A 26,567-nucleotide genomic window follows, 5' to 3' on the forward strand; every position below is an offset into this window, starting at 1 on the left:
AGAGATTCCGACATGGCAAATCGCACTGACGAGTCGAACGAGCTGTCTCCCGCCAAGCGCATGCTGGTGGCGCTGGAGAAGATGCAGTCGCGGCTGAATGCCGTGGAGGGCGCCGCGAAGGAGCCCATCGCCATCGTGGGCATGGCGTGCCGCTTCCCGAAGGCGGACGACGTGGAGGCGTACTGGCGTCTGCTCGAAGGGGGCGTTGACGCCGTGCGGGAGATTCCGCTCGACCGTTGGCCTCGGGAGGACGTCTCCGGCCTCACGGAAGGCGCGATGCGCTGGGGCGGCTACCTGGACGCGGTCGACGGCTTCGACCCGGGCTTCTTCGGCATCTCCCCCCGCGAGGCCGTGCGGATGGACCCCCAGCAGCGCCTGCTGCTGGAGGTGGCGTGGGAGGCGCTCGAGGACGCGGGCCTGGACGTCGACAAGCTGTCGGGCAGCCGCAGCGGCGTCTTCATCGGCGCCTGCAATGACGACTACCACTGCATGCAGGTGGAGCAGCCGGAGACAGGTGACGCGTTCAGCGCCACGGGCGTTGCCGCCAGTGTCCTCTCCGGCCGCCTGTCCTATCTCTTCAATTTCCAGGGCCCGAGCCTGGTGGTGGACACGGCGTGCTCATCCTCGCTCGTGTCGCTCCACCTGGCCTGCCAGAGCCTGCGCGCGCGCGAGTGCAACATGGCGCTCGCTGGTGGCGTGAACCTGATTCTCTCGCCGCAGTCGGTGCAGCTCGTGGCCAAGCTCCAGGCGCTCGCGCCGGACGGCCGGAGCAAGGCGTTCGACGCCTCCGCCAACGGCTTCACCCGTGGCGAGGGCTGCGGCATCGTCGTGCTGAAGCGGCTGTCGGATGCGCTCGCGGACGGCGACCACATCCTGGCGACGATTCGCGGCTCGGCCATCAACCAGGATGGCAAGTCGACCGGGCTCACCACGCCCAACGTGCTCTCGCAGCAGGCCCTCATCCGCCAGGCGTTGGACAGCGCGGGGCTGAAGCCGGAGCAGGTGAGCTACGTGGAGGCGCACGGCACCGGGACGCCCATCGGTGACCCCATCGAGGTGGAGGCGCTGCGCGAGACGTACGGTGCGCCTCGCGCGGATGGTGGCGTGTGTGGCATCGGTTCGGTGAAGACGAACCTGGGACACCTGGAGTCCGCGGCGGGCGTGGCAGGCATCATGAAGGTCGTCCTCGCGATGCGTCACCAGCGCATCCCGGCGCATTTGCATCTCAAGCAGGTGAACCCGCGCATCCAGATGGAGGGCAGCGCGCTCACCATCCCCACGCGGCTCACCCCGTGGGAGACGGCCGCCGGACAGCCCCGCCGCGCGGGCATCAGCTCGTTCGGCATCAGCGGCACCAACGCCCACGTCATCCTCGAAGAGGCGCCCGCTCCGGCGGCGAAGGAGGCGCTGCCACAGCGGCCGGAGCTGTTGCCCCTGTCCGCGCGCAGCCGTGAAGCCCTCCAGTCCCTCGCGGAGCGTCATGCGGAGCGCCTGGGCCGCGGTGGGGCGGCGAGCCTCTCCGACGTCTGCTACACGGCGGCGTCCCACCGCACGCATCACACCCACCGGCTCACGGTGCTGGCGGACGCCCCCGAGCGCACGGCGGAGCGGCTCCGGGCCTTCGCGCGAGGCGAACTGCCCGAGGGCACCTGGACGGGGCGCAAGGCGTTCGGCGCGCGCCGGAAGGTCGTCTTCGTCTACCCGGGGCAGGGCGCGCAGCGAGCAGGCATGGGCCGGGCACTGATGGCGCAGGAGCCGGTGTTCCGGGACGCGCTCGTCCAGGTGGACCTGGCGCTGCGGCCCCATCTGGGCTGGAGCGTGCTCGACGAAATCGCCGCGGACGATCAGCGCTCGCGCTTGGCGGAGATCGACATCAACCAGCCGGTCCTCTTCGCCGTCGAGGTGGCGCTGACAGCCCTGTGGCGCTCGTGGGGCATCGAGCCCGACGCGGTGATGGGGCACAGCATGGGCGAGGTCGTCGCCGCACACGTCGCTGGCGCGCTGAGCCTGGAGGATGCCTGCCTCATCATCTGCCACCGCAGCAAGCTGATGCGGAGCCTGGGCGGCCAAGGCGCGACCATGGCGCTGGTCGAGCTGTCGGTGGAGGAGGCAGAGGAGGCCATCCGTCCCTGGAGCGGCAAGCTCTGGTTGGGCGGACTGAATGGCCCCCGGTCGCAGGTGCTGTCGGGGGAGCCGGAAGCGCTCCAGGAGGCAGTCGCGGCACTGGGGCAGCGCGGTGTCTTTACCCGCTGGGTGAAGATGGACGTGCCGTCGCATACGCCGTTGGTGGAGGTCATCAGCCGCGAGCTGGAGGGCCGCGTGGCGCGAATCTCCCCGCGTGCCGCGCAGGTGCCCGTCTGCTCCACTGTGACGGGTGAGTTCCTGGACGGAGCCAGGCTGGACGCCGCCCACTGGGGCAACAACCTCCGCCTCCCGGTGCGCTTCGAGGCGGCGACGCGGCGGCTCCTGGCGAGCGAGCACTCCGTGTTCATCGAGGTGAGTCCGCACCCCGTGCTGCTCCCGGCCGTCGAGCAGACCCTGGGCGCCGCGGACGCGGAGGGCGTGGTGCTGGCGTCCCTGCGGCGTGGAGCGGACGAACGGCACACGATGCTGTCCTCGCTGGGCGCCCTCTACGCGACGGGCCACCGCGTTGCGTGGAACCGGCTGTACCCGAGCAAGGGCCAGCTCGTGCCGCTGCCCACGTACCCCTGGCAGCGCGAGCGCTTCTGGATGGAGCCCGTGTCCCGTGAGGCACGGACGTCGAGGTCCACCTCCGGGCATCCGCTCATCGGTGAGCGCATCGACCTGTCCGCGCAGGGGGATGTCTCCCGGCTGTGGCAGGTGCAGCTGGGCCCGAAGCACTTCCCGCTGCTGTCGGAGCATCGCGTCCAGGGCGTGCCCGCCTTGCCCGCGGCGGCCATGGCCGACATGGCGCTGAGCGCGGCCAGACAGACGCTGGGGGCGCCCGTATCCCTGGAGGAGGTGAGCTTCAGCGCGCTCATGGCGTTCCCGGAGGACGAGGAACGGGTGCTCCAGCTCTGGCTCTCCACGGAGCGTTCAGGGACGCACGCGTTCCGGCTCTTCAGCGCGCCCGTGCTGCGGGAGACGCCGTCGGATGAATTGAACTGGACGCTCCACGCGGAAGGCACCCTCCGCCAGAGCGACTCGGCTATCGCGGAGCCCGCTGGACTCGAGGCGTTGCGTGCGCGGCTGAGTACCCCGGTGTCGGTGGAGGCGCACTACCAGGGCCTTCGCGACATCGGCCTGGACTATGGCCCCAGCTACCGCGTCGTCACGGAGCTCTACCGCGCGGAGAGTGAGGCGCTGGGCCGCGTGCAGCTCGCGGGCGAGCGGACGGCAGAGGACGCCCGGTACAGTCTGCACCCCGCGTTGCTCGACGGTTGCTTCCAGGTCCTGGCGGCGGCGTTGGGAGGCGTGGACGGCGAAGGCGGCGTGTATGTCCCTTCGTCCTTCTCCCGGCTGCGCGCCCTGGCTCTGGCGGAGGCCGCGCTCTGGAGTCACGTCCGCATCGTCAATGGGGCTGCTTCGGGGGCGAGCGCCATCGAGTGCGACGTCACCCTCCTGGATGAGCAGGGACGGGTGGTGGCGGAGGTGCAGCGGCTGGTCTGCAAGAAGGTCTCCGCGGGCAGCCAGCCCGCTGATGAAGTGGACCGCTGGACGTACTCCGTCCAATGGCAGCCGCAGCCTCGCGTCGCTCGGGAGGATGCCGTGGCTGGGCGGGGGGCGGGCCGATGGCTCGTCTTCGCGGATGCGCGTGGCGTCGGCCAGTCCTTGGCCCGGGGGCTCGCGGAGCACGCCGAGGTCAGCGTCGTGGTGGAGGCGGGGGCCGCCTACGCGCGGCTCTCCGAAGACCACTACCGCGTCAACCCGTCGCGCCTGGAGGACTTCCAGGCGCTCCTCCGAGACGCCTTCAGCGAGCAGTCGCCGTGCAAGGGCATGGTGCACCTGTACGGGCTCGACGTGGCGTCCAGCGTGGCGGAGCCAGAGACCTTCGAGCAGGCCGTGACGCTGAGCGGGACCAGCGTCGTGTCCCTGCTCCAGGCGTGGGCCCAGCGGGGCTGGCGCGACGCACCGCGACTGTGGCTGGTGACGTCGGGACTGCACGTCCTCGCCCGGGATTCGGCGCCGGGGGCTCCGGCGGCTGCTCCTCTCGCGGGCCTCGCGGCAGTCATCACCCATGAGCACCCGGAGCTGCGCTGCGCTCATGTGGACCTGAGCGCGCAGCCGTCCCCCGAGGAAGTCACGTCGCTGGCCGCGGAGCTCCTCGCGGACAGCGCGGAGGACCGGATTGCGCTGCGCGGAAGTCAGCGCCACGTCGCCCGGTTAGGGCGGGGAGTCGCTGGTGGGAAGGTGACGGAGCCCCGTGAACTCTCGGCGGAGGGGACGTACCTCATCACCGGCGGCCTGGGCGGGCTTGGGCTGGAAGTGGCGAAGTGGCTCATCCAGCGAGGCGCCCGGCACCTGGCGCTCACCGGCCGGAGCGCGCCCACCGACGAGGCGAACCGGACGCTGGGCGAACTCCGGACGAGCGGCGCCGAGGTGCGCGTCTATGGGGCGGACGTCACCCGCGCCGACGACGTGACGCGCGTGCTGGCTTCGATGGAGGCGGAGCTGCCGCCGCTGCGCGGCATCGTCCACGCGGCGGGTGTCATCGCCGACGGTGTGCTCGCGCAGCTCGACGCGGAGCGGCTCCGCACAGTGCTGGCGCCGAAGGTCCAGGGCGCGTGGAATCTGCATGCCCAGACGCTGGGCCGCCCGTTGGACTTCTTCGTGATGTTCTCTTCCGCCGCGTCGATGCTCGGCTCGCCGGGACAGGGCAACTACGCGGCGGCCAACGCCTTCATGGATGTGCTCGCGCACCACCGGCGTGCGGCGGGACTCCCCGCGTTGAGCGTCAACTGGGGCCCCTGGGCCGAAGTGGGTCTGGCCGCGGTGGCGACGAACCGGGGCGACCGCCTGGCCTTGCGTGGCGTGGGCAACATGCCGCCAGCGCAAGCCCTGGATGCGCTGGGGCGCCTGCTGGCGAAGGAGGCCGCGCAGGTGGCCGTGGTGCCGCTCGACCTGCGGCAGTGGCGTGAGTTCTACCTGAGCGCGGCGCAGTCGCCCTTCCTCTCCGCGCTGATGCAGGAACGGGTGAGCACGCCGGCTTCGCGCAAGGGGACCGCGCGGGAGATGCTCGCGGCGGCGGAGCCTTCCCAGCGGCGGGGATTGCTGGAGGGCTACCTGCGCGAGCAATTGGGACGCATCCTCCGCATGGAGCCGGCGCGCATCGACCCCGAGCAACCGTTTGGCGACTTCGGAATGGACAGCCTGACCGGATTGGAGCTGCGCAATCGGCTCGAGTCCGGGCTGAAGCTCACGCTGTCCGCGACACTGGCCTATGCCTATCCCACGGTGCAGACGCTGACGGCGCACCTGTTCGGCAAGCTGGAGCCCGTCCTCGACGCCGAGTCGCGCGTCACGGTGCGTCCGGTGGTGAAGGAGGCGCAGGTTGTTCCGGCGGTGGGGACGACGGCGCAGGGCCCCGAGCTGCTCGCCATCGTCGGCATGGGCTGCCGCTTCCCGGGCGGCGCGAATGACCCGGAGGCTTACTGGCGGCTGCTGAGTGGAGGCGTGGACGCAGTCCGCGAGGTGCCCGCCGACCGTTGGAAGAGCAGCACGGACGCGGCGGAGCACAAGGGCACGCGCTGGGGTGGCTTCCTGGACCGGGTGGATGGCTTCGACCCGGAGTTCTTCGGGATTGCGCCGCGTGAGGCCGTGGCAATGGACCCGCAGCAGCGCTTGCTGCTCGAGGTCGCGTGGGAGGCGCTGGAAGACGCGGGCCTGCCGAAGGCGCGCTTGTCGGGCACTCGGACGGGCGTCTTCGTCGGCGTCTGCGGCAATGACTACGCGATGCTCCAGGCGGAGCGCGACGTGGAGGGCGACGTCTACTCCGTCATCGGCTGCTCCAACAGCGTGATTGCCGGGCGGCTCTCGTACCTGCTGGACCTGCGGGGGCCGGCCATGTCGGTGGACACGGCTTGTTCGTCCTCGCTGGTGGCCCTGCACCTGGCCGGCCAGAGTCTGCGCAACCGCGAGTGCGACGCGGCGCTCGTGGGCGGCGTCAACCTGCTCCTGTCGCAGCGGCCCAGTTCCTGGCTCTCCAAGCTGACGGCGCTGTCTCCGGATGGGCGCTGCCGGACCTTCGACTCGCGGGCGAATGGCTTCGTCCGGGGTGAGGGCTGCGGCGTCGTGGTGCTGAAGCGGCTCTCCGATGCGCTAGCCAGCGGAGACAACGTCCTGGGCGTGATTCGCGCATCGGCGGTGAACCAGGATGGTGGCTCCACCGGCCTGACGACGCCCAATGTCTTGTCGCAGCAGGCCCTGATTCGCGAGGCACTGGCAGCGGCCCAGGTGTCGCCCAAGGACATTGGCTACATCGAAGCCCACGGCACCGGCACGCCGCTCGGCGACCCGATAGAGGTGGAGGCCCTTCGGGAGACGTATGGCCACCGGCGCGAGGATGACTCGCGCTGCTTCCTCGGCTCCGCGAAGACGAACATCGGTCATCTGGAGGCAGCGGCCGGCATGGCGGGCCTCATCAAGGTGCTGCTCGCGCTCCGGCATGAGGCCATTCCGAAGCACCTGCACTTCAAGGCGCTCAATCCTCGCATCTCCATCGAGGACACGCCCTTCGCCATCCCGACGCAGCAACAGCCGTGGCCCGTCTCCCAGCGGCGCCGTTACGCGGCGGTGAGTTCGTTCGGCATCAGCGGGACGAACGCGCACGTGATTGTCGAAGAGGCCCCCGCGTCTTCGCCCGTGCCTGAGGCCGCGCAGACCGCCGCGCGGCTGCTCACGCTGTCCGCGAGGAGCGAGGGCGCGCTGCGAGCCCTGGTTCGCTCGTACCACGCACTCCTGGCACAACCTGGGGCCGCGGCGCCGCGGCTCGAAGACCTGGCCTACACCGCGGCGCTGCGGCGCAACCCCCACGAACACCGGCTGGCGGTAGCTGGTTGTACGGCGGAGGAGTGGGGCGAACAGCTCCTGGCGTTCCTCGAAGGCGGGGCACCGCCGTACTTGACGACGGGCGTCGCGGAGGGGCGCCGGGAACAGGTGGTGTTCGTCTTTGGAGGCCAGGGTTCCCAGTGGCAGGGCATGGGGCGTGACCTCTTCGCGAGCAACGGGGACTTCGCCGCCGCGTTGCGTGACGTGGACGCGGCGCTGGCTCCGCACACCCGGAACTCCATCATCGACGCGCTGATGGCGGACGGGGCCGAGTCCCGTCTGGAGGAGACGGAGGTGGCCCAGCCCGCCATCTTCGCCATCCAGGTCGCGCTCGCGGCCGCATGGCGTGCACTGGGCGTCGTTCCGTCCGCGGTCGTGGGGCACAGCGTGGGCGAGGTGGCCGCGGCGCATGTGGCTGGAGCGCTGAGCCTGTCCGAGGCCGCTCGGCTGGTGGCGCACCGCAGCCGCATCATGCAGAAGGCGACGGGGCAGGGCCGCATGGCCTCCGTCGAACTGTCGCCCGACGAGGCTCAGCGCGAGCTGGCGCCCTACGCGGGCCGGCTGTCGGTGGGTGCCATCAACGACGCACGGAGCGTCGTTTTGTCGGGTGAACCGGCGGCGCTCGGAGCGGTGCTCGAAGCACTGCGTGCGCGAGGTGTCGCCACGAGGGACCTGGGCGTCAACTACGCCTTCCACAGCCATCAGATGGCACCGCTCCAGGCGGAGCTGACCCAGGTCCTGGGCCACATCGAAACGCGGCCGACGTCCGTCCCGATGTTCTCCACGGTGAGTGGCGAGGTCATCGACGGCACGGCACTCGACGCGGCGTACTGGGCGCGCAATGTCGGAGAGCCCGTGCGGTTCTCAGCGGCGGTGGAAGCGCTGCTGGAGCAAGGGCACCGGCTCTTCGTCGAGCTGGGGCCTCAGCCCGCGCTCGGCCGGTACGTGGAGCAGGCGCTGCGACGCCGTGAGCTGGAAGGCGCGGCGGTGCCGTCACTGCGCAAGGGGCGGGCTGGCCAGACGGTGATGCTGGGCGCGCTGGGCGGGCTCCACGTGAAGGGCTACCCCGTGGAGTGGAGTCGGCTCTTCCCGGAGGGAGGCCGTCTCGCGTCGCTGCCGCTCTACCCGTGGCAGCGCTCGCGGTACTGGATTGACGATGCCCCCGTGAAGGCGCTGACCCGGGCCTCCGTGGCCCGGAGCGCGGACACGTCGAATGTCCAAAGTCCGGGTGGCTGGGTCTACGACATCACCTGGCACGCCCGTGAGCGGGGGGCGCCTTCGCCGCGTGCGCCCAGGGGCGAGGGAGCCTGGCTCGTCTTCGGGAACCGTGAGGGCGTTGGTGCCGCGCTGGCGGCCCATCTGGAAGCCCTGGGCGAACCGTGCTGGCTGGTCGTGCCCGGGGAGGTCGCGGCCGTCGAAGGCCAGAAGGTGCGGTCCATTCAGCCCGACAACGCGGAGCACTACGTGCAATTGCTCCAGGACGTGGGGCCGGTGAAGGCCGTGGTGCACCTGTGGGGCGCGGATACCGTGTCCGCCGCGGAGCCCACGCTCGCGGAGGTGGAGTCCGCGCAGAAACGAGGCGTCCACGCGGCGCTGCGCCTGGTGCAGGCGCTGGTGAAGTCACCGTCCGCGAGCGGCGCCCGGTTGTGGTTGTGCACGCGGGGGACCCAGCCGGTGGGCAACGTCACAAGCGGCTCGCCCGTACAGGCGCCGCTGTGGGGCCTGGGCCGTGTCCTGGCGCTGGAGCACCCGGAGGTCTGGGGCGGCTTGCTGGACCTGGACCCCGCCGCGCCGGAGGGCGAGGTGGAAGCGCTGTGGCGCGAGCTGTCCGGAGCGGATGGCGAGGACCAGGCGGCGCTCCGCGATGGCACCCGTCACGTGGCTCGGCTGGTTCCCTCGGCGCCTGCGGTTGGCGATGCCCGCCTCACGCTTCACGCGGATGCGACGTACCTCGTCACGGGTGGCCTGGGCGGATTGGGACTCCACGTGGCACGCTGGCTCGTCTCCCAGGGCGCGCGGCACCTCGTGCTGCTGGGCCGGAAGGGGCTGCCGAGCCGCGACGCGTGGGCCGCCATTCCCCGCGACAATGATGTGGGCCGGCAGGTCTCCGCCATCGAGGCCATGGAAGCGGAGGGCGCCGTCGTCCACGCCCTCAGCGCGGATGTGGCGGATGCGGCGCGCATGTCGGAGGTCATCGACGCCGTCCAGCGCGGACCGGCTCCGCTGAAGGGCGTCATTCACGCCGCGGGCGTCTCCACGCAGGTATCGCTGGAGGCCATGGACGAGGCGGCGCTTGCGTCCATCCTGCGCCCGAAGGTGGCGGGTGGCTGGGTGTTGCACCAGCTCACGCAGGGGCTGGACCTGGACTTCACCGTCTACTTCTCGTCGGGCTCGGCCGTGTGGGGCTCGGCGCAGATGGGGCATTACGCCGCGGGTAACCAGTTCCTCGATGCGCTGGCGCACCACCGCCGCGCGCGGGGCCAGCATGCGCTGAGCATCAACTGGGGGCCGTGGGCGGCCGAAGGCATGGTCGCGGAGGAAGGACTGCGCTGGTTCGAGCGCATCGGCGTGCGTGGTGTCACCGTGGAGGGCGGGCTCCAGTTGCTCGGAGCGCTGCTCGCCATGGACGTGACGCAGCGGAGCGTGGCGCAGATTGACTGGAGCCGCTTCAAGTCCGTGTACGAGTCGCGGGCGCCCCGGCCGCTCCTGGAGGTGCTCGGTGCTCCCTCCGTTCCCACGCCGGTGGCACCGGTGGACGGCAGCGAGACGCTGGCGCAGTTGCGCAACGCCACGCCCGCGCGGCGCAAGGAGCTGGTGACGTCGTGGGTGCGTGAGGAGGTGTCCCGAGTGCTGGGCTTCGCCTCCAGCGCGGCGGTGAAGCTGGAGCAGGGCTTCTTCGACACGGGCATGGACTCCATCACCGCCGTGGAGCTTCGGCGCAGGCTGGTGGCGCGCTTCGGTGTCCAGGTCCCGTCCACCATCGCCTTCGACCGTCCGACCGTCCTGGCCCTCTCCACGTATCTGCTCAAGGACGTGCTCCGGCTGGAGGAGGAGGCGAAGGAGGAGACAAGCCGCGTCGTGAGCAACGCGACGGAGCCCATTGCCATCATCGGCATGGGTTGCCGCGTCCCACAGGCCTCCGGCCCGGACGCCTTCTGGAAGCTGCTGGAGGGCGGCGTGGATGCCATCCGTGAGGTCCCCGCCTCGCGCTGGAAGGTAGACGACTACTACGACGCGCGGCCGGGCGTCCCTGGCAAGACGTACACGCGCTGGGGCGGCTTCCTGGACGACGCAGACCAGTTCGACGCCCAGTTCTTCGGGATTGCGCCTCGCGAGGCCTCGAACATGGACCCACAGCAGCGTCTGCTGCTGGAGGTCGCCTGGGAGTCGCTGGAGCACGCGGGACTCGCGCCCGCGCGGCTGGCCAACACCAAGACGGGGGTGTTCGTCGGCATCGGCAGCAACGAGTACGCGATGCTCAACGGCGTGGGGAGCGCGTCGGCGGCGGGTGACGCCTATATCGCCACGGGCAACGACGCGAGCTTCGCCGCGGGCCGGCTGGCCTACCTGCTCCGCTTCCAGGGGCCGGCGATGAGCCTCAACACGGCGTGCTCGTCGTCACTGGTGGCCGTACACCTCGCCTGCCAGGCCCTGCGTGGTGGCGAGGCCAACCTGGCGCTGGCGGGTGGCGTCAACATGACGCTCGCGCCGCACTCCACCATCTACCTGGCGCAACTCCGGGCCCTGTCTGCGGACGGCCGGTGCAAGACGTTTGACGAATCCGCCGACGGCTACGTGCGCAGCGAAGGCTGCGGCATGGTCGTCCTCAAGCGCCTGTCGGACGCGAAGCGGGATGGCGATGACATCCTCGCCGTCATCCGTGGCTCGGCCGTCAATCACGATGGTCCGAGCAGCGCGCTCACCGTGCCGAACGGCGATGCCCAGCAGCAGGTCCTCCGCGCCGCCCTGGCCAACGCGAACGTCGCGCCCTCGGACGTGGACTACATCGAAGCGCACGGCACGGGCACGTCGCTCGGCGACCCCATCGAGGTCCGCGCCGTGGCCAATGTGCTCGGAGAGGGACGCACGCCCGAGCAGCGGCTGCTGATGGGCTCAGTGAAGACCAGCATTGGCCACCTGGAGGCCGCGGCGGGCATCGCCGGGCTCATCAAGGTCGTCCTGGCGCATCGGCACGGCGTGATTCCGCCGCACCTGCACCTCAAGAAGCTCAACTCGCACATCGAGCTGAACGGCTTCCCGTTGGACATCCCGACGCAAGTCACCGCCTGGCCGGAGCGGGCGCGTCCACGAATCGCCGGCATCAGCGCCTTCGGCTTGAGCGGCACCAACGCGCACATCGTCGTGGAGGAGGCGCCTCGGCCGGAGCCCGTCAAGGCGCAGGCCGAGCGCGGCGCGCAGGTGCTCGCGCTGTCGGCGAAGACGAAGGGGGCGCTCGCGCAGCTCGCAGTCCGAGTCGGGGAGCACATCGCCCAGCGGCCGGAGCTGTCGCTCGCGGATGTCGCCCACGCGGCGAACATGCAGCGCACGTCGTTCTCTCACCGCATGGCGCTCGTGGTGGAGACGGCGGAGCAGGCCCGGGAGCGGCTGCAGGCTTTCGCCCGAGGGGAGGAAGTGCCCCGGCTGGCCCAGCACCGATTCGAGGGTGAGGAGCCCAAGGTCGTCTTCGTCTTCACGGGACAGGGCGCGCAGTACGCGGGCATGGGCCGTGAGTTGTACGCGACGGAGCCTGTCTTCCGCGCGGCCCTGGACCGGTGCAATGCCCTGCTCGAGGGCGAGTGGAGCGACTCACTCCTCTCCGTGATGCACGGGGCGGACGCGCGCATCGACGACACCGGCTACACGCAGCCGGCGCTCTTCGCGCTGGAGTACGCCCTGGCGGAGCTGTGGCGCTCCTGGGGCGTCGAGCCCTGGGCGGTGCTGGGGCACAGCGTGGGTGAGTACGTGGCCGCGTGTGTGGCGGGGGTGCTGGAACTCGAGGACGCGCTCCGGCTCATCACCAGGCGCGCGCGGCTCATGCAGGAGCTGCCTCGCAATGGGGAGATGGTGTCCATCACGGCGAGCGAGGCGGTCGTCGCGCAGGCGCTGACTCCGTACGCGGACCGGGTGTCGATTGCCGCGGTCAACGGGCCCGCGGACACCGTCATCGCGGGCGAGCGTGAGGCAGTGGAGGCCCTCTCCTCCGCGTTCCAGACGCAGGGCCTCAAGGTCCGGCGGCTCACCGTGTCCCACGCGTTCCACTCGCCGCTGATGGAGCCGATGCTGGATGCGTTCGAGATGGCGGCGGGACACCTCACCTTCCGGGCGCCGCGCATCCACCTGGCGTCCAACGTCACCGGGCAGGTGCTCGAGGAGGGCACGGTGCTCGACGCCGGGTACTTCCGCCGCCACGTCCGAGAGGCCGTGCGTTTCCACGACGGACTCAAGGCGCTGCGGGCGTTGGGGGGAACCGTCTTCGTCGAGGTCGGCCCGCATCCGACGCTCATGGGCATGGCGCTCAAGGGCCTTGGGGACGACGCGGGCACCTGGCTGCCGTCGCTGCGCAAGGGGCAGCCCGAGCAGGCGCAGGTTCTCTCCAGCCTGGCCGCGCTCTACACCCAGGGCGTGGATGTGGATTGGCGCGGGCTGAATGGCGAGCGCCGCCGCGCCCGTGTCGCGCTGCCCGTCTACCCGTGGCAGCACCAGCGGCACTGGCTGGATGCCCCCAAGACGCCCCGAACGGCCTCCACGCACACCACCGCGCAGGCGCTCGTCGGTCAGCGGGTGCGCTCGCCCTTGAGCAAGTCGCTGGTCTTCGAGGGACGCTACAGCGCGCAGTCGCTGCCGTTCCTGGAGGACCACCGGCTATACGGCACCATCGTCGTGCCCGGCTCGTGCCACATCGCGCGCATCATCGCGACGGCGGCGCAGTCGTTCGGAGCGGGGCCGTACACCATCGAGAAGTGCGTCTTCTCGCAGCCCATCGTGCTCGCGGACGACGAGGAGCAGCTCGTCCAGCTCGTGCTCGCGCCCACGGGACAGGGCCGGTACGACTTCGAGCTCTACAGCCTCTCCGCCACCGCCGACGAGGAGACCGAGGGATGGCTGCTGAATGGCACGGGAACGCTGGTGGTGGGAGACGGCCCCGCCCGTCCCGCGCCCCTCTCGCGGAAGGACATCGAGGCCCGCTGCGCGCGTCAGCTCGACGGAGGGCTCTACGAGCGCAACTGGGACATCGGCTTCAACCTGGGGCACGCGTTCCGCTGGATTGAACGCATCCACAGTGGGGGCCGCGAGGCGCTGTGTCAGATGCGCCTGCCCACGGACCTGGATGACCGGAGTCTGTACGTCCACCCGGGGTTGGTCGACTCGTTCCTGCAGGCGATGGGAACGGACCTCATCCGCGAGGACGCGATGCTGAGCACCGTCTACGTCCCCATCTCCGTGGAGCGCTTCCGCTTCCACGCGCAGCCGACCGGCTCCGTCTGGGCCTACGCCGTGCGACGGGACGCGGAGGAGGCGGTGGGCGAGGTCATCACCGGCGACGTCCTGGTGGTCGACTCGGAGGGGCAGGTGCTCATCGAGATTGAGGGGCTGAAGCACAAGCGAGCGCCGCGCGAGGCCCTGATGGCGGTGCTGCGCCACGGCCAGCGGGACTCCCTCTACGAACTGGGCTGGAAGCCGCAGCCCGTGCCCGAGGCTTCGCCCGAAGCCGGCTGCTGGATTGTGCTCGCCGACACCTCGGGCACCGCGGAGGCGCTCGCGGAGCGAATCCTGAAGCAAGGCGGCCGTCCGGTGCTGGTCCATCCGGGAGCGGCGTTCGTCCGTCATGGTGAAGGGCGCTTCACGCTGGATGCCCAGCGGCCCGAGGACTACGCGCGGCTGCTCCAGGAGGCGGTGCTGCCCGGCGAGTCCCTGGGCGGCATCGTCCACCTCTGGGCGCTGCGCGGGCCCGGTGGCGAGGATGTGGAGGCCCTGCGAGAGGCGCACCAACTGGGAGCGGGCAGCGCGCTGTCGCTGGCGCAGGCGCTGGCGAACTCCACCTTCACCGCACGCATCTGGTGGGTGACGCGGGGCGCTCGCGCGCTCGACACGCGTCCCACGCCGCTGGCGATGGAGCAGGTCCCCCTCTGGGGCCTGGGCGCCGTCTTCTCGCAGGAGCACCCCGAGCTGGCTGGCGCGCTCATCGACCTGGAGCCCTCCTCTGTACCGGGTGACGCGGCCGTCGCCATCTGGCGCGAGCTGGGCGCCACGGACGGTGAGCGGCAGGTGGTGATTCGCGAAGGGCAACGGCACGTGGCCCGCCTTCGCGCGTCGCGGGACGTGGCGCGGACGGAGTTGCCGCGCCTGAACCCCGAGGCGAGCTACCTGCTCACGGGCGGACTCGGCGGCCTGGGCCTCGCGCTGGCCGGGTGGATGGTGGAGCAGGGCGCCAGGAACCTGGTGCTCATCGGGCGCGGCGGCCCCAGGCCGGAAGCGCAAGAGGCCATCCGCGCGCTGGAGACGGCGGGCGCGAGGGTGCTCGTGCTCCAGGCGGACGTGTCGAAGCAGGAGGACGTCCGTCGCACCTTGGATGAAGCGGAGAAGCTGGCGCCTCTGCGCGGCGTGGTCCACGCGGCGGGCGTGCTGGATGACGGCGTCCTCCTGCAACAGGACTGGAAGCGGTTCACCCGGGTGCTCGCGCCCAAGGTGGACGGGGCGTGGCACCTGCACACGCTGACGCAGGGCAAGCCGCTCGACTTCTTCGTCCTGTACTCGTCGGCGTCGTCCCTGCTGGGCGCGCCGGGGCAGGGAAGCTACGCGGCGGCCAATGCCTTCCTGGACGCGCTGGCGCATCACCGGCGTGCCCTGGGACTTCCGGCGCTGAGCATCAACTGGGGACCCTGGGCCGAGGTGGGCATGGCCGCGGAGCTCGCGTCCCGCTACCAGGCACAAGGTGTGGAGGCCTTCACCCCGGCCGAGGCCCTGGAAGCCTTCGGCAAGGCCTTCAGCCGAGCGCAGCCGCAACTCACCCTGTTGCAGGTGCAGTGGTCGCGCTACCTGGCGCAGTTCCCACGGGGGGCGGCGCCCACGCTCCTCGCCGACGTGGCAGGGCAGGTGCGTGCCGAGTCCGAGGCGGACGGCCCGTCGGCCTCGGAGTTGCGGCGCCGGCTCGACACCGCGGAACCCCGCAAGCGCATGGCGCTGCTCCTGGAGCACGTCCTGGATGCGGCGGTGAGGGTGCTCGGCCTGGATGCATCCACACCGCTGGAGCCACGGCAGCGGCTGTTCGAAGTGGGCATGGATTCGTTGATGGCGCTGGAGCTGCGCAACCGGCTGCAGAAGACGGTCGGTGCATCGCTGCCTTCGACGCTCGTCTTCGACTACCCGACGGCGGAGGCCATCGCGGCCTACCTGCTGGGCGAAGTCTTCGGCCAGGAGCCCCAGCCGGCCGAGGAAGGACAGGGAGCGGCTCAAGACACGGCGCTTCTCGATCGAATCATGGAGCTGTCGCCGGATGAGCTTGCCGCCTCGCTCGAAGCGAAGCTCGCCGCACTGATGGAAGAAGGAACATGAGCAACTCGCCAAAGTCAGCTGAACCCTCCGCGTTGCAGCGCGCTGCGTTGCTCGTGGAGAAGATGCAGGCCCGCCTCGATGCGGTGGAACGCGCCCGGACCGAGCCCATCGCCGTCATCGGCATGGGTTGCCGTTTCCCCGGTGGCGCCGTCGATGGACCGTCGTACTGGCGGATCCTTCGAGACGGCGTGGATGCGCTGCGCGAGGTGCCCGAGTCCCGCTGGGACGTGCAGGGCTACTTCGACGCGACGCGCGGGATGCCGGGGAAGATGTACGGCACCCGCGGTGGCTTCCTCGATGACGTGGAGCACTTCGACGCCGAGTTCTTCGGCATCGCGCCGCGCGAAGCGGCGAGCCTGGACCCACAGCAGCGCATTGCCCTGGAAGTGGCGTGGGAGGCCCTGGAGAACGCGGGCGTGGCGCCTGGGCAGCTCATGGGCAGCAAGACGGGCGTCTTCATGGGCGTGATGTCCAGCGACTACATGGCACGCCTGCTCAAGGAAGACGACGCGACCCGCTTCGACGGGTACATGGCGACGGGCAACGGCTACAGCTTCGTCCCGGGGCGAATCTCCTACGTGCTGGGCCTGCAGGGGCCGTGCATGCCAGTCGACACGGCGTGCTCGTCGTCCCTGGTGTCGCTCCACCTGGCCTGCGAGAGCCTCCGGCGCGGCGAGTCCAACCTCGCGCTCGCGGGCGGCGTCAATCTCATCCTGTCCCCTGAGACGACGATTTGCCTTTGCAGCATGCAGGCGCTCGCGAGCGACGGCCGCTGCAAGACCTTCGACGCGGCGGCCGACGGGTACGTGCGCGGGGAGGGCTGCGGCATCCTCGTGCTCAAGCGCCTTTCGGACGCGCAGCGTGACGGCGACGACATCCTCGCGTTGATTCGTGGCTCCGCCGTCAATCATGACGGGGCCAGCGGCGGACTGACGGTGCCCAACGGACCGTCGCAGCAAGCCGTCGTGTCGAAGGCGCTGGAGAACGCGCGCGTGCCGCCGGCCCTCGTGGGTTACATCGAAGCTCACGGCACGGGCACGCCGCTGGGAGACCCCATAGAACTCCGGGCGCTGGGGGCCGTGTTGGGCAAGGGACGTCCGGAGGACCGGCCCTTCTTCATCGGCTCGGTGAAGACGAACATCGGCCACCTGGAGCCGGCGGCCGGAATCGCTGGCGTCATCAAGACGATTCTGTCGCTCCAACACCGGGAGATCCCGCCGCACCTGCACTTCCACACGCCCAATCCCCACGTGGAATGGGACCGCATCCCCGCGCGTGTCCCCGTGGAGCGAGTCCCCTGGCCGGCCCACGAGGGGCGGCGCATCGCGGGGGTGAGCTCCTTCGGGCTGAGTGGCATCAACGCGCACGTGGTGCTGGAGGAAGCCCCCGCGCCCGCGGCCACGCCCGCCGCTTCCGAGGTCGATACCGCGCAGCTCGTCGTCCTGTCCGCCAAGACGGCGCCAGCGCTAGCCGACCTGGCCCGGACGTGGAGCATGTTCCTGAAGCGCGAGGACGTGGGAACGCTCGCGGACCTCAGCTACACGGCGGCCCTGTGCCGCACGCACCATGACCACCGGCTCGCGCTCGCGGCGAAATCTCCGCAGGAGCTGGTCGCGCAGCTCGATGCGTTCGCCGCCGGAGAGAGCCACCCCGGTCTCTCCGTGGGGCGCCGGAGCAACAGCCAGAAGGTAGTCTTTGTGTTCCCCGGCCAGGGCTCGCAGTGGCTCGGCATGGGACGGCAACTGTACGCCCAGGACACGACCTTCCGTGAGGCCATCGACCGGTGCCACGATGCACTGGGCCGCTACACGGACTGGTCGCTGCGCGAGCTGTTGACGAACCCCGGTCAGCAACCGCGCTGGAATGACATCGACGTCATCCAACCGACGCTGTTCGCCTTGCAGGTGTCGCTCGCGGCGGTGTGGCGTTCACTGGGCCTGGAGCCGCACGCGGTGGTGGGGCACAGCATGGGCGAGGTCGCCGCGGCCCACGTCGCGGGGGCGCTGTCGCTGGACGACGCCGCGCGCATCATCTGCGAGCGCAGCAAGCTGCTCCGGCGGGTCAGCGGCCAGGGCGCCATGGCGGTGGTGGACCTCTCACGCGAACAGGCCGAAGCGGAGATTCGGGGCGCGGAGGACCGGATTGCCATCGCCGTCAGCAACGGCCCGAAGGCCACGGTGCTTTCGGGAGACCCGGCGGCGCTGAAGGAGGTGTTGGAGCGCCTGGAGAAGCGCGAGGTCTTCTGCCGTTGGGTGAAGGTGGACGTGGCGTCCCACAGCCCCCAGATGGACCCGCTCCGGCAGGACTTGCTGGAGCGGATGGCTGGCATCCGTCCGACGGGAAGCACGGTGCCGCTCTACTCGACGGTGACGGGCGCCCCCATCGATGGCCGGGAGCTGAGCGCCGCGTATTGGGTGCGCAACCTGCGGCAGCCCGTGCTGTTCGCGGACGCGGTGCAGCGTCTCATCCAGGACGGGAACGTCCTGTTCATCGAGCTGAGCCCGCATCCCATCCTGGTGCCCTTCGTGGACGCGATGCTGCGGGAAGGCGACGCCTCCGGCCGTGGCCTGGTCGTCCCGAGCCTCCTCCGGGAACAGGAGGAGTGGCCATCACTGCTCGCGTCACTGGGCGCGCTGGCCACCCGAGTGGACCGCGTGGACTGGCTCCGGCTGCATCCGGACAAGCGGCGGCGAGTGGCACTGCCGGCGTATCCCTGGCAGCGGGAACGGCACTGGCTGGAGCTGAGGCCCACGCGTGCCGCGGGAGGCCGCTTCGTTCGAGCAGGGGCGGGTGCCCATCCGCTCCTGGGCGTTTCCTTCACGACCTCCGTGCAGCAGGAGACCCGCTTCTGGGAATCTACACTGAGCGCGAGCGAGCCCTCGTTCCTCGCGGACCATCGCGTGGCGGGCTCGGTGGTGGTGCCAGGCGCGGCCTATCTGGAGATGGCGCTGTCCGCGGCGCACGCGATGTCGGGAGGCACCGCGCACGAGCTGGTCGACACCTCATTCAAGGAGGGGCTGCTCCTGCCCGAGGGCCAGGAGCGCACCGTCCAACTGGCGCTGCACGGCGAGAAGGGCCGCACCCTCACGTTTCAGCTTTCGAGCCAGAAGGCGGAAGCCGCGGGGTGGATGACGCACGTCGTGGGCAGGCTCCGCCTCTTGGACGCTGGGCAGGCGGGGCAGGCGTCCGAATCGTTGGAGGCCATTCGCGAGCGCTGCCCCGACGTCCTGACCCAGGCGGCGCATTACGAGACGCTGGCTCGCAACGGCGTGGCCTACGGGCCCGCGTTCCAGGGCGTGCAGCAGGTCTGGCGAGGACGAGGGGAGGCGCTCGGCCACCTCCGCCTGCCGGAGTCATTGGCCGCGCGGGCCTCGGCGTATCGAATCCATCCCGCGTTGCTCGACGCCTGCTTCCAGTTGGTGTCCGCCGCGGTGCCTCCGGAGGACGTGCCACAGGACGTGGGGCCCGCCGTCCCGGTGGCGCTCGAGAACCTGCGGCTTCACGCACCGCCCCAAACGGAGGGCTTCTGCCACGTTCGGCTGCGGACACCCGAGGGCACGCGCCGGGGCGTCTACGAGTTCGACCTCGTGCTGCGCGATGCGTCCGGCACGCTGCTGCTGGAGGCGCTGGGGCTGCGGGTTCAGCAACTGGATGCTCCCGTGGCTGATGCGGAGGGCCGGGACCTCTACTTCGCTCAGGCGTGGCGCCATGCCCCCTCCGTCGAGCAGCTCCCCGCACAGGGCACCGAGGCGGGCGGACGTTGGTTGCTCATCACGGATGGCAGCGAGCTGGCGGACACGGTGGAGGCACAGCTCCGCGCGCGCCAGGGCGAAGTCACCCGTATCGACCTGGGTGGCTCCAAGCCGGGCCGCCGCACCGTGGACGTGTCGTCGCCTGTAGCCTTCGATGAGGTGCTGGCGGAGACGTTCGGCAAGGGGGCCGCTGCGCGCGGCGTGATTCACCTGACGGGCCTGGAATCGGGCGACGTGGACCCGTTGATGGGCTGCGGCGGCGTGCTGCACCTCGTGCAGGGGCTCTCCCGGATGGGCCTGTCGAGTCCGCCACGTCTGTGGATGGTCACGAAGGGGGTCCACCATGGTTCGGACAGCCGCTCCGCTTCGGACGTCGTGCAGGCGCCATTGTGGGGCCTGGGGCGCACGCTCGCGCAGGAGCACGCCGAGCTGAAGTGCACACGGGTGGACGTGTCCGCGGTCATGCGCACCGAGGACGCCACCGGCGCGCTGGTGCGCGAGCTGCTCGTGGCGGACGCGGAGGAGGAAATCTCCCTCCGGCCTGATGGGCGACATGTCGGCCGAATCGTTCGTGGCACACCCGGCAGGGCCTCCCATGAGGCCATCGTCCCCGCCGAGGGCCAATCCTTCCGGGTCGAGCGTGATGCTCAGGGGCTGCAGGAGTACCGGTCCGCGGCCCGCCGTCCGCCGGGGCCTGGAGAGGTCGAACTCGAAGTCGACGTGGCGGCGCGTCCGTGGCTCGGCGGGGCGTCGAGCCCGGTGCGCTGGGACGAAGCAGGTGCCACCGCATGCAGTGGGCGCATCGTGGCGGTGGGCGAGGGCGTGAAGGACGTCACCGTGGGCGAGGAGCGCATCGCGCTCGTGACGTCGGGCCTCGGGTCACACCTGTGCGTGCCTGTTGGGCACACCGCGCCGCGTCCGCCCTCGTCGTCGCATGAAGAGGCCGCGGCGCTGGCAGCGACTGTGCTGCCTGTCTGGTACGGCCTGTTCCACCTGGGACGCTTGGAGAAGCGAGACCGTGTATGGGTCCTCGGGGCTTCGAGCGGACTCGGGCGAACGGCCATCCAGCTGGCACGGCGCATGGGGGCGGAGGTCTTCGCCGAAGCCACGACGAATGACCAGCGGGCCTCCTTGCTGGAGCTCGGCGCCGCCCACGTCGTGGACCCCACGGACGCCTCATTCGCAACGGGGCTGTTGGATGCGACGGGAGGCCGAGGGCTGGACCTGGCGGTCATCGCGCCGGGCGCTGTCGGCCTTGAGCCGAGCCTCGCCGTGCTGGCGGAGGGGGCTCGCGTCATCGACCTGAGAGGGACGTCCGAAGCGCCTTCCGCCGGGGATGCGAACGTCGCGTGGTGCGTGGTCGACGTGCACACCTTCGCGCGCCGCAAGCCCGATCGGTTCGCCCGGCTGTGGCGCGAGGTGAAGGATGCCTCCGAGGCTGGGGGCCTGCCCTCCACCGTGAAGGTGGTGAGCACGCTCACCCTGAAACATCCCGGGGCACGCGTGGTGGTGCCGGCCACGGGGGCTCGACGCCTCCGCGCGGATGGGACGTACCTGGTGACGGGCGGCCTGGGAGGACTGGGCTTCGCGGTGGCGAAGTGGATGGTGGAGCAGGGCGCACGGCACCTCGTCCTCCTTGGGCGTGACGCCACGTTGACGCCAGCGCAACAGGCGGACGTGGCCACGCTCGAAGCGGAGGGGGCGCGCGTGCGGGTGATGGCGGCGGATGTGTCCGACCGGCCTCAGCTGGCCCGGGTACTCGCGGAGATCGCCGAGGGTGGAGCACCGCTGCGAGGCGTCATCCACGCGGCGGGTGTGCTGGATGACGGCGTCCTGTTGCAGCAGACGGTGGAGCGCTTCCGCCGGGTGATGGCGCCCAAGGTTCTCGGGGGCTGGAACCTGCATGTCCTGACGCGCGACCTGCCGCTCGACTTCTTCGTGCTGTACTCGTCGGCGGCCTCCCTGTTCGGCGCACCCGGGCAGGGAAACTACGTGGCGGCCAATGCCTTCCTCGACGCGCTGGCCTATCACCGCCGGGTGCTGGGGCTGCCGGGCTTGAGCATCAACTGGGGACCCTTCTCCGAGGTCGGTCTGGCCGCCGCGCAGTCCAACCGGGGAGAGCGCCTGGCTCAGCGGGGCTCCGACAGTCTGACGCCCGCGGAAGGCAACGCCATCCTGGGCCGGCTGTTGGATGGCGACGTGACGCAGATGGCGGTCATGCCGCTCGACCTCCGCAAGTGGGTGGAGTTCTATCCGCGAGCGAAGTCCTCGCAATGGCTGTCGGAGCTCGTCCCGGCCAGCGTGGGGGAGGGCGTGCAGGCCGCCCGGGATGTGGCGCTGCTTGAAGCCCTGCGGACGGCGACACCTCGGGACGCGCGGGTGGCGCTGGAGAAGTTCGTTCGCGAGCAGCTGGGCCGGGTGCTTCGGCTCGACTCCGCGCGCATCGACGCCGAAGCGCCGCTCCAAGGGTTCGGGCTCGACTCGCTGATGGGGCTCGAGCTGCGCAACCGGTTGGCGTCGGGACTGGGGCTGTCGCTCCCGGCGTCACTGATTTGGAAGCACCCGACGCTGGATGCGCTCTGTGCGCATCTCCAGAGTGAAGTCATGGATCGCGCCCTGGTCGAGACGCTCGCAATCCAGGCAGAGGCGGCCGCAACCAACGACAACGAGGTCTTCGTCCTATGAGTGTACGGGAGCTGTTGGGCACCCTCGCGGCCAGGGGCGTTCGCCTGCGCGTCGACGGTGACAAGCTGGTGGTGGAGGCGGGCAAGGCCGTCCTCACGCCGGAGCTGCGGACCGAGCTGGCGGCGAACAAGGCCGACATCCTCGCGTTCCTGCGCAAGCACACCGCGCGCGACGAGGTGGGCAGCGGCCCTGAGCAGCCCGTCACGAGGCCCCAGGTCATCCCGCTGTCCAGCGGGCAGGAGCGACTCTGGTTCCTGGACCGGCTGTCACCGGGAACCGCGCAGTACAACGTCCACCTGGGGCTGCGGGTGCGCGGCGCGCTGGACACGGTGGCGCTGCGCCGGAGCCTGGACGAACTGGTCCGTCGGCACGAGGTCCTCCGGACGTCCTTCCCGGAGGTGGACGGGAGTCCAAGGCAGGTCATCGCGTCGCCCGACGTGGGCGCGACGCTGAGCGTCGTGGAGGTGCGGGGGCTGTCGGAGGTGCAGCGCGACGAGGAGGTCCAACGGCGCTCGGAGACCCTGGCCCAGCAGCCTTTCGACCTGGCCCAGGGCCCCCTGTTCCGCGTGACGCTGGTGTCCCTGGACGCCGACGACTCCGCGCTCTTCGTGACGAAGCACCACATCATCACGGATGGCTGGTCGCTCGGCGTCTTCGTCCGGGAGCTGTCGGCGCTCTACGCGTCTTTTGTACGGGGACAGGCCGCGGCCTTGCCGCCCGTGTCCATGCAGTTCGCCGAGTCGGCCCTGCGTGAGCAGGCATGGCTGGCGGGGGCCGCTGGCGCCCGGGAGCGGGCCTTCTGGAAGGAGAAGCTCCAGGGGCTGCCGCCGCTTCAGCTCCCCGTGGACCGGGGGGGCTCCAGCGCCACCAGCCACCGGGGTGCGACCGTGCCCGTGGCCTTCTCGCCCGGGTTGAGCGAGGCGCTGCGCGAGCTCGGCCAGCGTGAAGGGTGCAGTCTCTTCATGGTGCTCTACGCCGCGTTCGCCGCGCTCCTGCACCGCTACTCGGGGCAGCTCGACTTCGGCGTGGGGACTGTGACCGCGAACCGGGGGAGCGTGCCGCCGGACCTCATCGGCTTCATCGCCAACACGCTCGTGCTCCGGAGTGACGTGTCCGGGGACCCGACCTTTTCGCAGTGGCTGGCCCGGGCGCGCAAGACGGTGCTCGACGCCCAGGATCACCAGGCGCTGCCCTTCAGCGAAGTGGTGAAGGCGGTCGGCGCATCGCGTGAGGGCGGGCTCAACCCGCTGGTGCGTGCCTGCTTCACGCTGGAGAACATCCCCGCGCCCACGCTGGACCTGCCCGGGACGCGCTGGTCATTCCTGGGCGGTGCACCCGACGGCAGCGTGGAAGGTGTCGCCAAGTTCGAGCTGTCCCTCATCCTGGCCTCCGGCGAACAGGGCCTGGCTGGCATGCTCGAATACTCGCGTGAGCTCTTCGACGCCTCGACGGCGGAGCGGATGGTGGGCCACCTCCAGGTGCTGTTGGAGGCCGTCGTCGCGAAACCAGAGACGCCACTGTCAAAGCTGCCCGTGCTGTCGACGGAAGAGCGGATGCGGCTGCTCACGGCTTGGAACGGCCCGGTGCTCGGCGTCCCGGCGCTGTGCATGCACGAGCTCATCCAGGCCCAGGTGGAGCGGACGCCGAACGCCGTGGCCGTGGTGAGCGGAACGCGGACGCTGACCTACGCCGAGCTCAATCGCCGGGCGAACCAACTGGCCCATCACCTGCGGCGGTTGGGCGTGCGGCCCGAGGCGCGCGTGGGCCTCTGCGTCGAGCGGACGGAGGACCTCGTCATCGGCCTGCTGGCCATCCTCAAGGCCGGCGGCGCCTACGTGCCACTGGACCCGGCCTACCCGAAGGAGCGGCTGGCGCTCATCCTCGAGGACGCGCAGGTGCCCGTGCTGCTCACGCAGCAGCGGCTGCTCCCGGAGCTTCCCGCCACCGAGGCACGCGTGGTGTGCCTGGACGCGGATGCCGCCGCCCTCGGCGCCGAGCCGGAGGTGAACCCCGGGCGTGTCACGACGCCCGATTCGCTCGCGTATCTCATCTACACCTCGGGCTCCACCGGCAAGCCCAAGGGCGTGATGATTGACCACCGGAACGCCGTGGCCTTCTTGCAGTGGGCCCAGAGTGTCTTCTCGCCGGAGTCGTTGGCGGGGACGCTGGCGTCGACGTCCATCTGCTTCGACCTGTCCGTCTTCGAAATCTTCACGCCCCTGTGCTGTGGGGCGAAGGTCATCGTCGCGAAGAACGCGCTGGAGCTGCCCGAACTGCCCGCGGCGAAGGAGGTGACGCTCGTCAACACCGTGCCCTCGGCGATGGGCGCGCTGCTGCGAGGGGGCGGGGTGCCGGCGTCGGTCACCATCGTCAATCTGGCGGGCGAGGCGTTGGCGGGAGCGTTGGTCGACTCCATCTACGCCCTGGGCCACGTGAGAGATGTCTTCAACCTCTACGGCCCGAGCGAGACGACGACCTATTCCACGTTCACCCGTGTGAACCGGGGCGAGACGCCGACCATCGGCCGGCCCGTTGGAAACACCCAGGTCTACGTGCTGGATGCGAACCGGGAACCCATGCCCGTGGGGGTGCCGGGCGAGGTCTACATCGGCGGGCATGGTGTCGCGCGGGGTTACCTGGGCCGGACGGAGCTGACGGCGGAGCGGTTCGTCACGTCTCCCTTCGCCGGAGACGCGGGCGCGCACCTGTACCGGACAGGGGACCTGGCGCGGTGGCTGCCGGACGGGCAACTCGAATACCTGGGCCGGATGGACCACCAGGTGAAGCTCCGCGGCTTCCGCATCGAGCTGGGTGAGATTGGCGCGGCGCTGCAGGAGCACCCAGGCATCCGCGATGCGGTCGTCGTCGTGCGAGAAGGCCCGGGAGCTGACAAGCAGTTGGTGGCGTATGTGGTGGGCCGCGACGGGAAGGCCCCCGAGCCGGGTGAGCTGCGCGACCACCTCAAGTCCCGGCTGCCCGAGTACATGGTGCCCTGCGTGTTCGTGAGCCTGGACGCCTTGCCGCTCACTCCGAATGGGAAGGTGGACCGTGCCGCGCTCCCCGCGCCGGAGCGTGTGGGCTCCGGGACGGCGAAGGCCCACGTCGCGCCGAGAACGCCTGGGGAAGCCACACTGGCGGACATCTGGCGGCAGGTTCTCGGGGTGGAGCAGGTGGGCGTGCACGACCACTTCTTCGAGCTCGGAGGCCACTCGCTGCTGCTCTACCGGGTGCTCGTCCTCGCTCGGGCCGCGTCGGGCGCGGACATCCCGCTGAGGGCCCTGTTGCAGTCTCCGACGCTGGAAGAGATGGCGCGCACCATCGAGGCCGCGAAGACAGGCTCGCTGCCGGTCCACGACGTGGTGGCGGAGCTGGAGGCGGACGCGGTGCTGGAGGCAGGGCTGCTGCCGGGAACGGCGCTTCCGCCCACCTCCGGGCCCGCGCGCGCCGTGCTGCTGACGGGCGCCACGGGCTTCCTCGGCGCCTTCCTGCTCGAGGAGCTCTGCCGGAAGACGCAGGCGCGCATCCATTGCCTGGTCCGCTCCAAGTCGGAGCAGGAGGGGATGCAGCGGATTCGCAAGAACCTGGAGAGCTACTCGCTGTGGCGCGACGACCTGGCGTCGCGAATCGTCCCTGTCCGAGGGGACATCGGCCAGCCCCTGCTGGGCCTGTCGGAGGCGGAGTTCCAGCGGCTGTCGGAGGAGGTGGACGCCGTCTACCACAACGGTGCGCTCGTCAATTTCATCTATCCCTATGAGTCGATGCGCGCCGCGAACGTGCTCGGCACGCGGGAGATTCTCCGCCTGTGCATGCGCGCGCGCATCAAGCCGCTGCACTATGTCTCCACGGTGTCGGTGCTGCCCGTGGGTCGCCAGCTTCCCTTCCGCGAGGATGAGCCGCTGGAAGCGGCTGCGAGCCTGGTGGGCGGCTATGCCCAGAGCAAGTGGGTGGCGGAGAAGCTCGTGCGTGAGGCCTCGCAGCGAGGACTCCCTGTGACGATTCACCGGCCGGGGCGGGTGACAGGGCACAGCCAGACGGGGGCGTGGAACACGGATGACCTGGTGTGCAGGACCCTCAAGGGCTGCGTCCAACTGGGGAGTGCGCCCAGCGTGGACGCGCTGCTGGATGTGACGCCGGTGGACTACGTGAGCAGCGCCATCGTGGACCTGTCCCTGCGCCCCGAATCCCTTGGCCAGACCTTCCACCTGGTCAACCCGCAGTTCGTGCGAGCGGATGAGATGTGGAGCCACATGCGAGCCTTTGGCTACGGGCTGCGCGTGCTCCCCTATGACGAGTGGCTCGCCGAGCTCGGCCTCGCGGCGCCGTCCGACCGTGAGCTGGGAGACCTGCTCCTGTTCCTCCAGCAGGTGCCGCCCGAGGACCGGAGCGTGGGTGGGCCGCGCATGGTGGTCTGCGACAGCGGGCACACGCTGAAGGCGCTGGGAGGAACAGGGACGTCGTGTCCGTCCGTGGATGCCACATTGATTTCGACGTATCTCTCCTCGCTGGTGCAGCGTGGCTTCCTGGCCGCGCCCGGGGGGCGGTGAAGGCTAGGTCATCGACCCGACAGGT

Annotated in this window: 3 protein-coding genes; all 3 read left to right on the forward strand. The window is 70.5% G+C overall.

Annotated elements, in window-relative coordinates; all coding sequences use genetic code 11:
* Window positions 1–12 precede the first annotated feature (12 nt).
* From FMP39_RS21425 to FMP39_RS21435, 3 genes are read left to right on the forward strand one after another with little or no spacing between them, the layout of a single operon-like run.
* Entirely contained in the window at window positions 13–15,561 is a 15,549-nt protein-coding gene (locus FMP39_RS21425; protein WP_141592153.1) for a type I polyketide synthase, read from the forward strand.
* Entirely contained in the window at window positions 15,558–21,998 is a 6,441-nt protein-coding gene (locus tag FMP39_RS21430) for a type I polyketide synthase (RefSeq protein ID WP_141592154.1), read from the forward strand. The genes FMP39_RS21425 and FMP39_RS21430 overlap by 4 nt, the downstream gene beginning before the upstream one ends.
* A complete protein-coding gene (locus FMP39_RS21435) occupies window positions 21,995–26,542 on the forward strand; it encodes a non-ribosomal peptide synthetase (protein WP_141592155.1) in 4,548 nt (1,515 codons plus the stop codon). Before FMP39_RS21430 ends, FMP39_RS21435 begins: the two co-directional genes overlap by 4 nt.
* The last annotated feature ends 25 nt before the right edge of the window (window positions 26,543–26,567 follow it).

This window comes from Myxococcus sp. AB056, assembly GCF_006547365.1.
In the GTDB taxonomy this organism is placed as follows: Bacteria; Myxococcota; Myxococcia; order Myxococcales; family Myxococcaceae; genus Myxococcus; species Myxococcus virescens.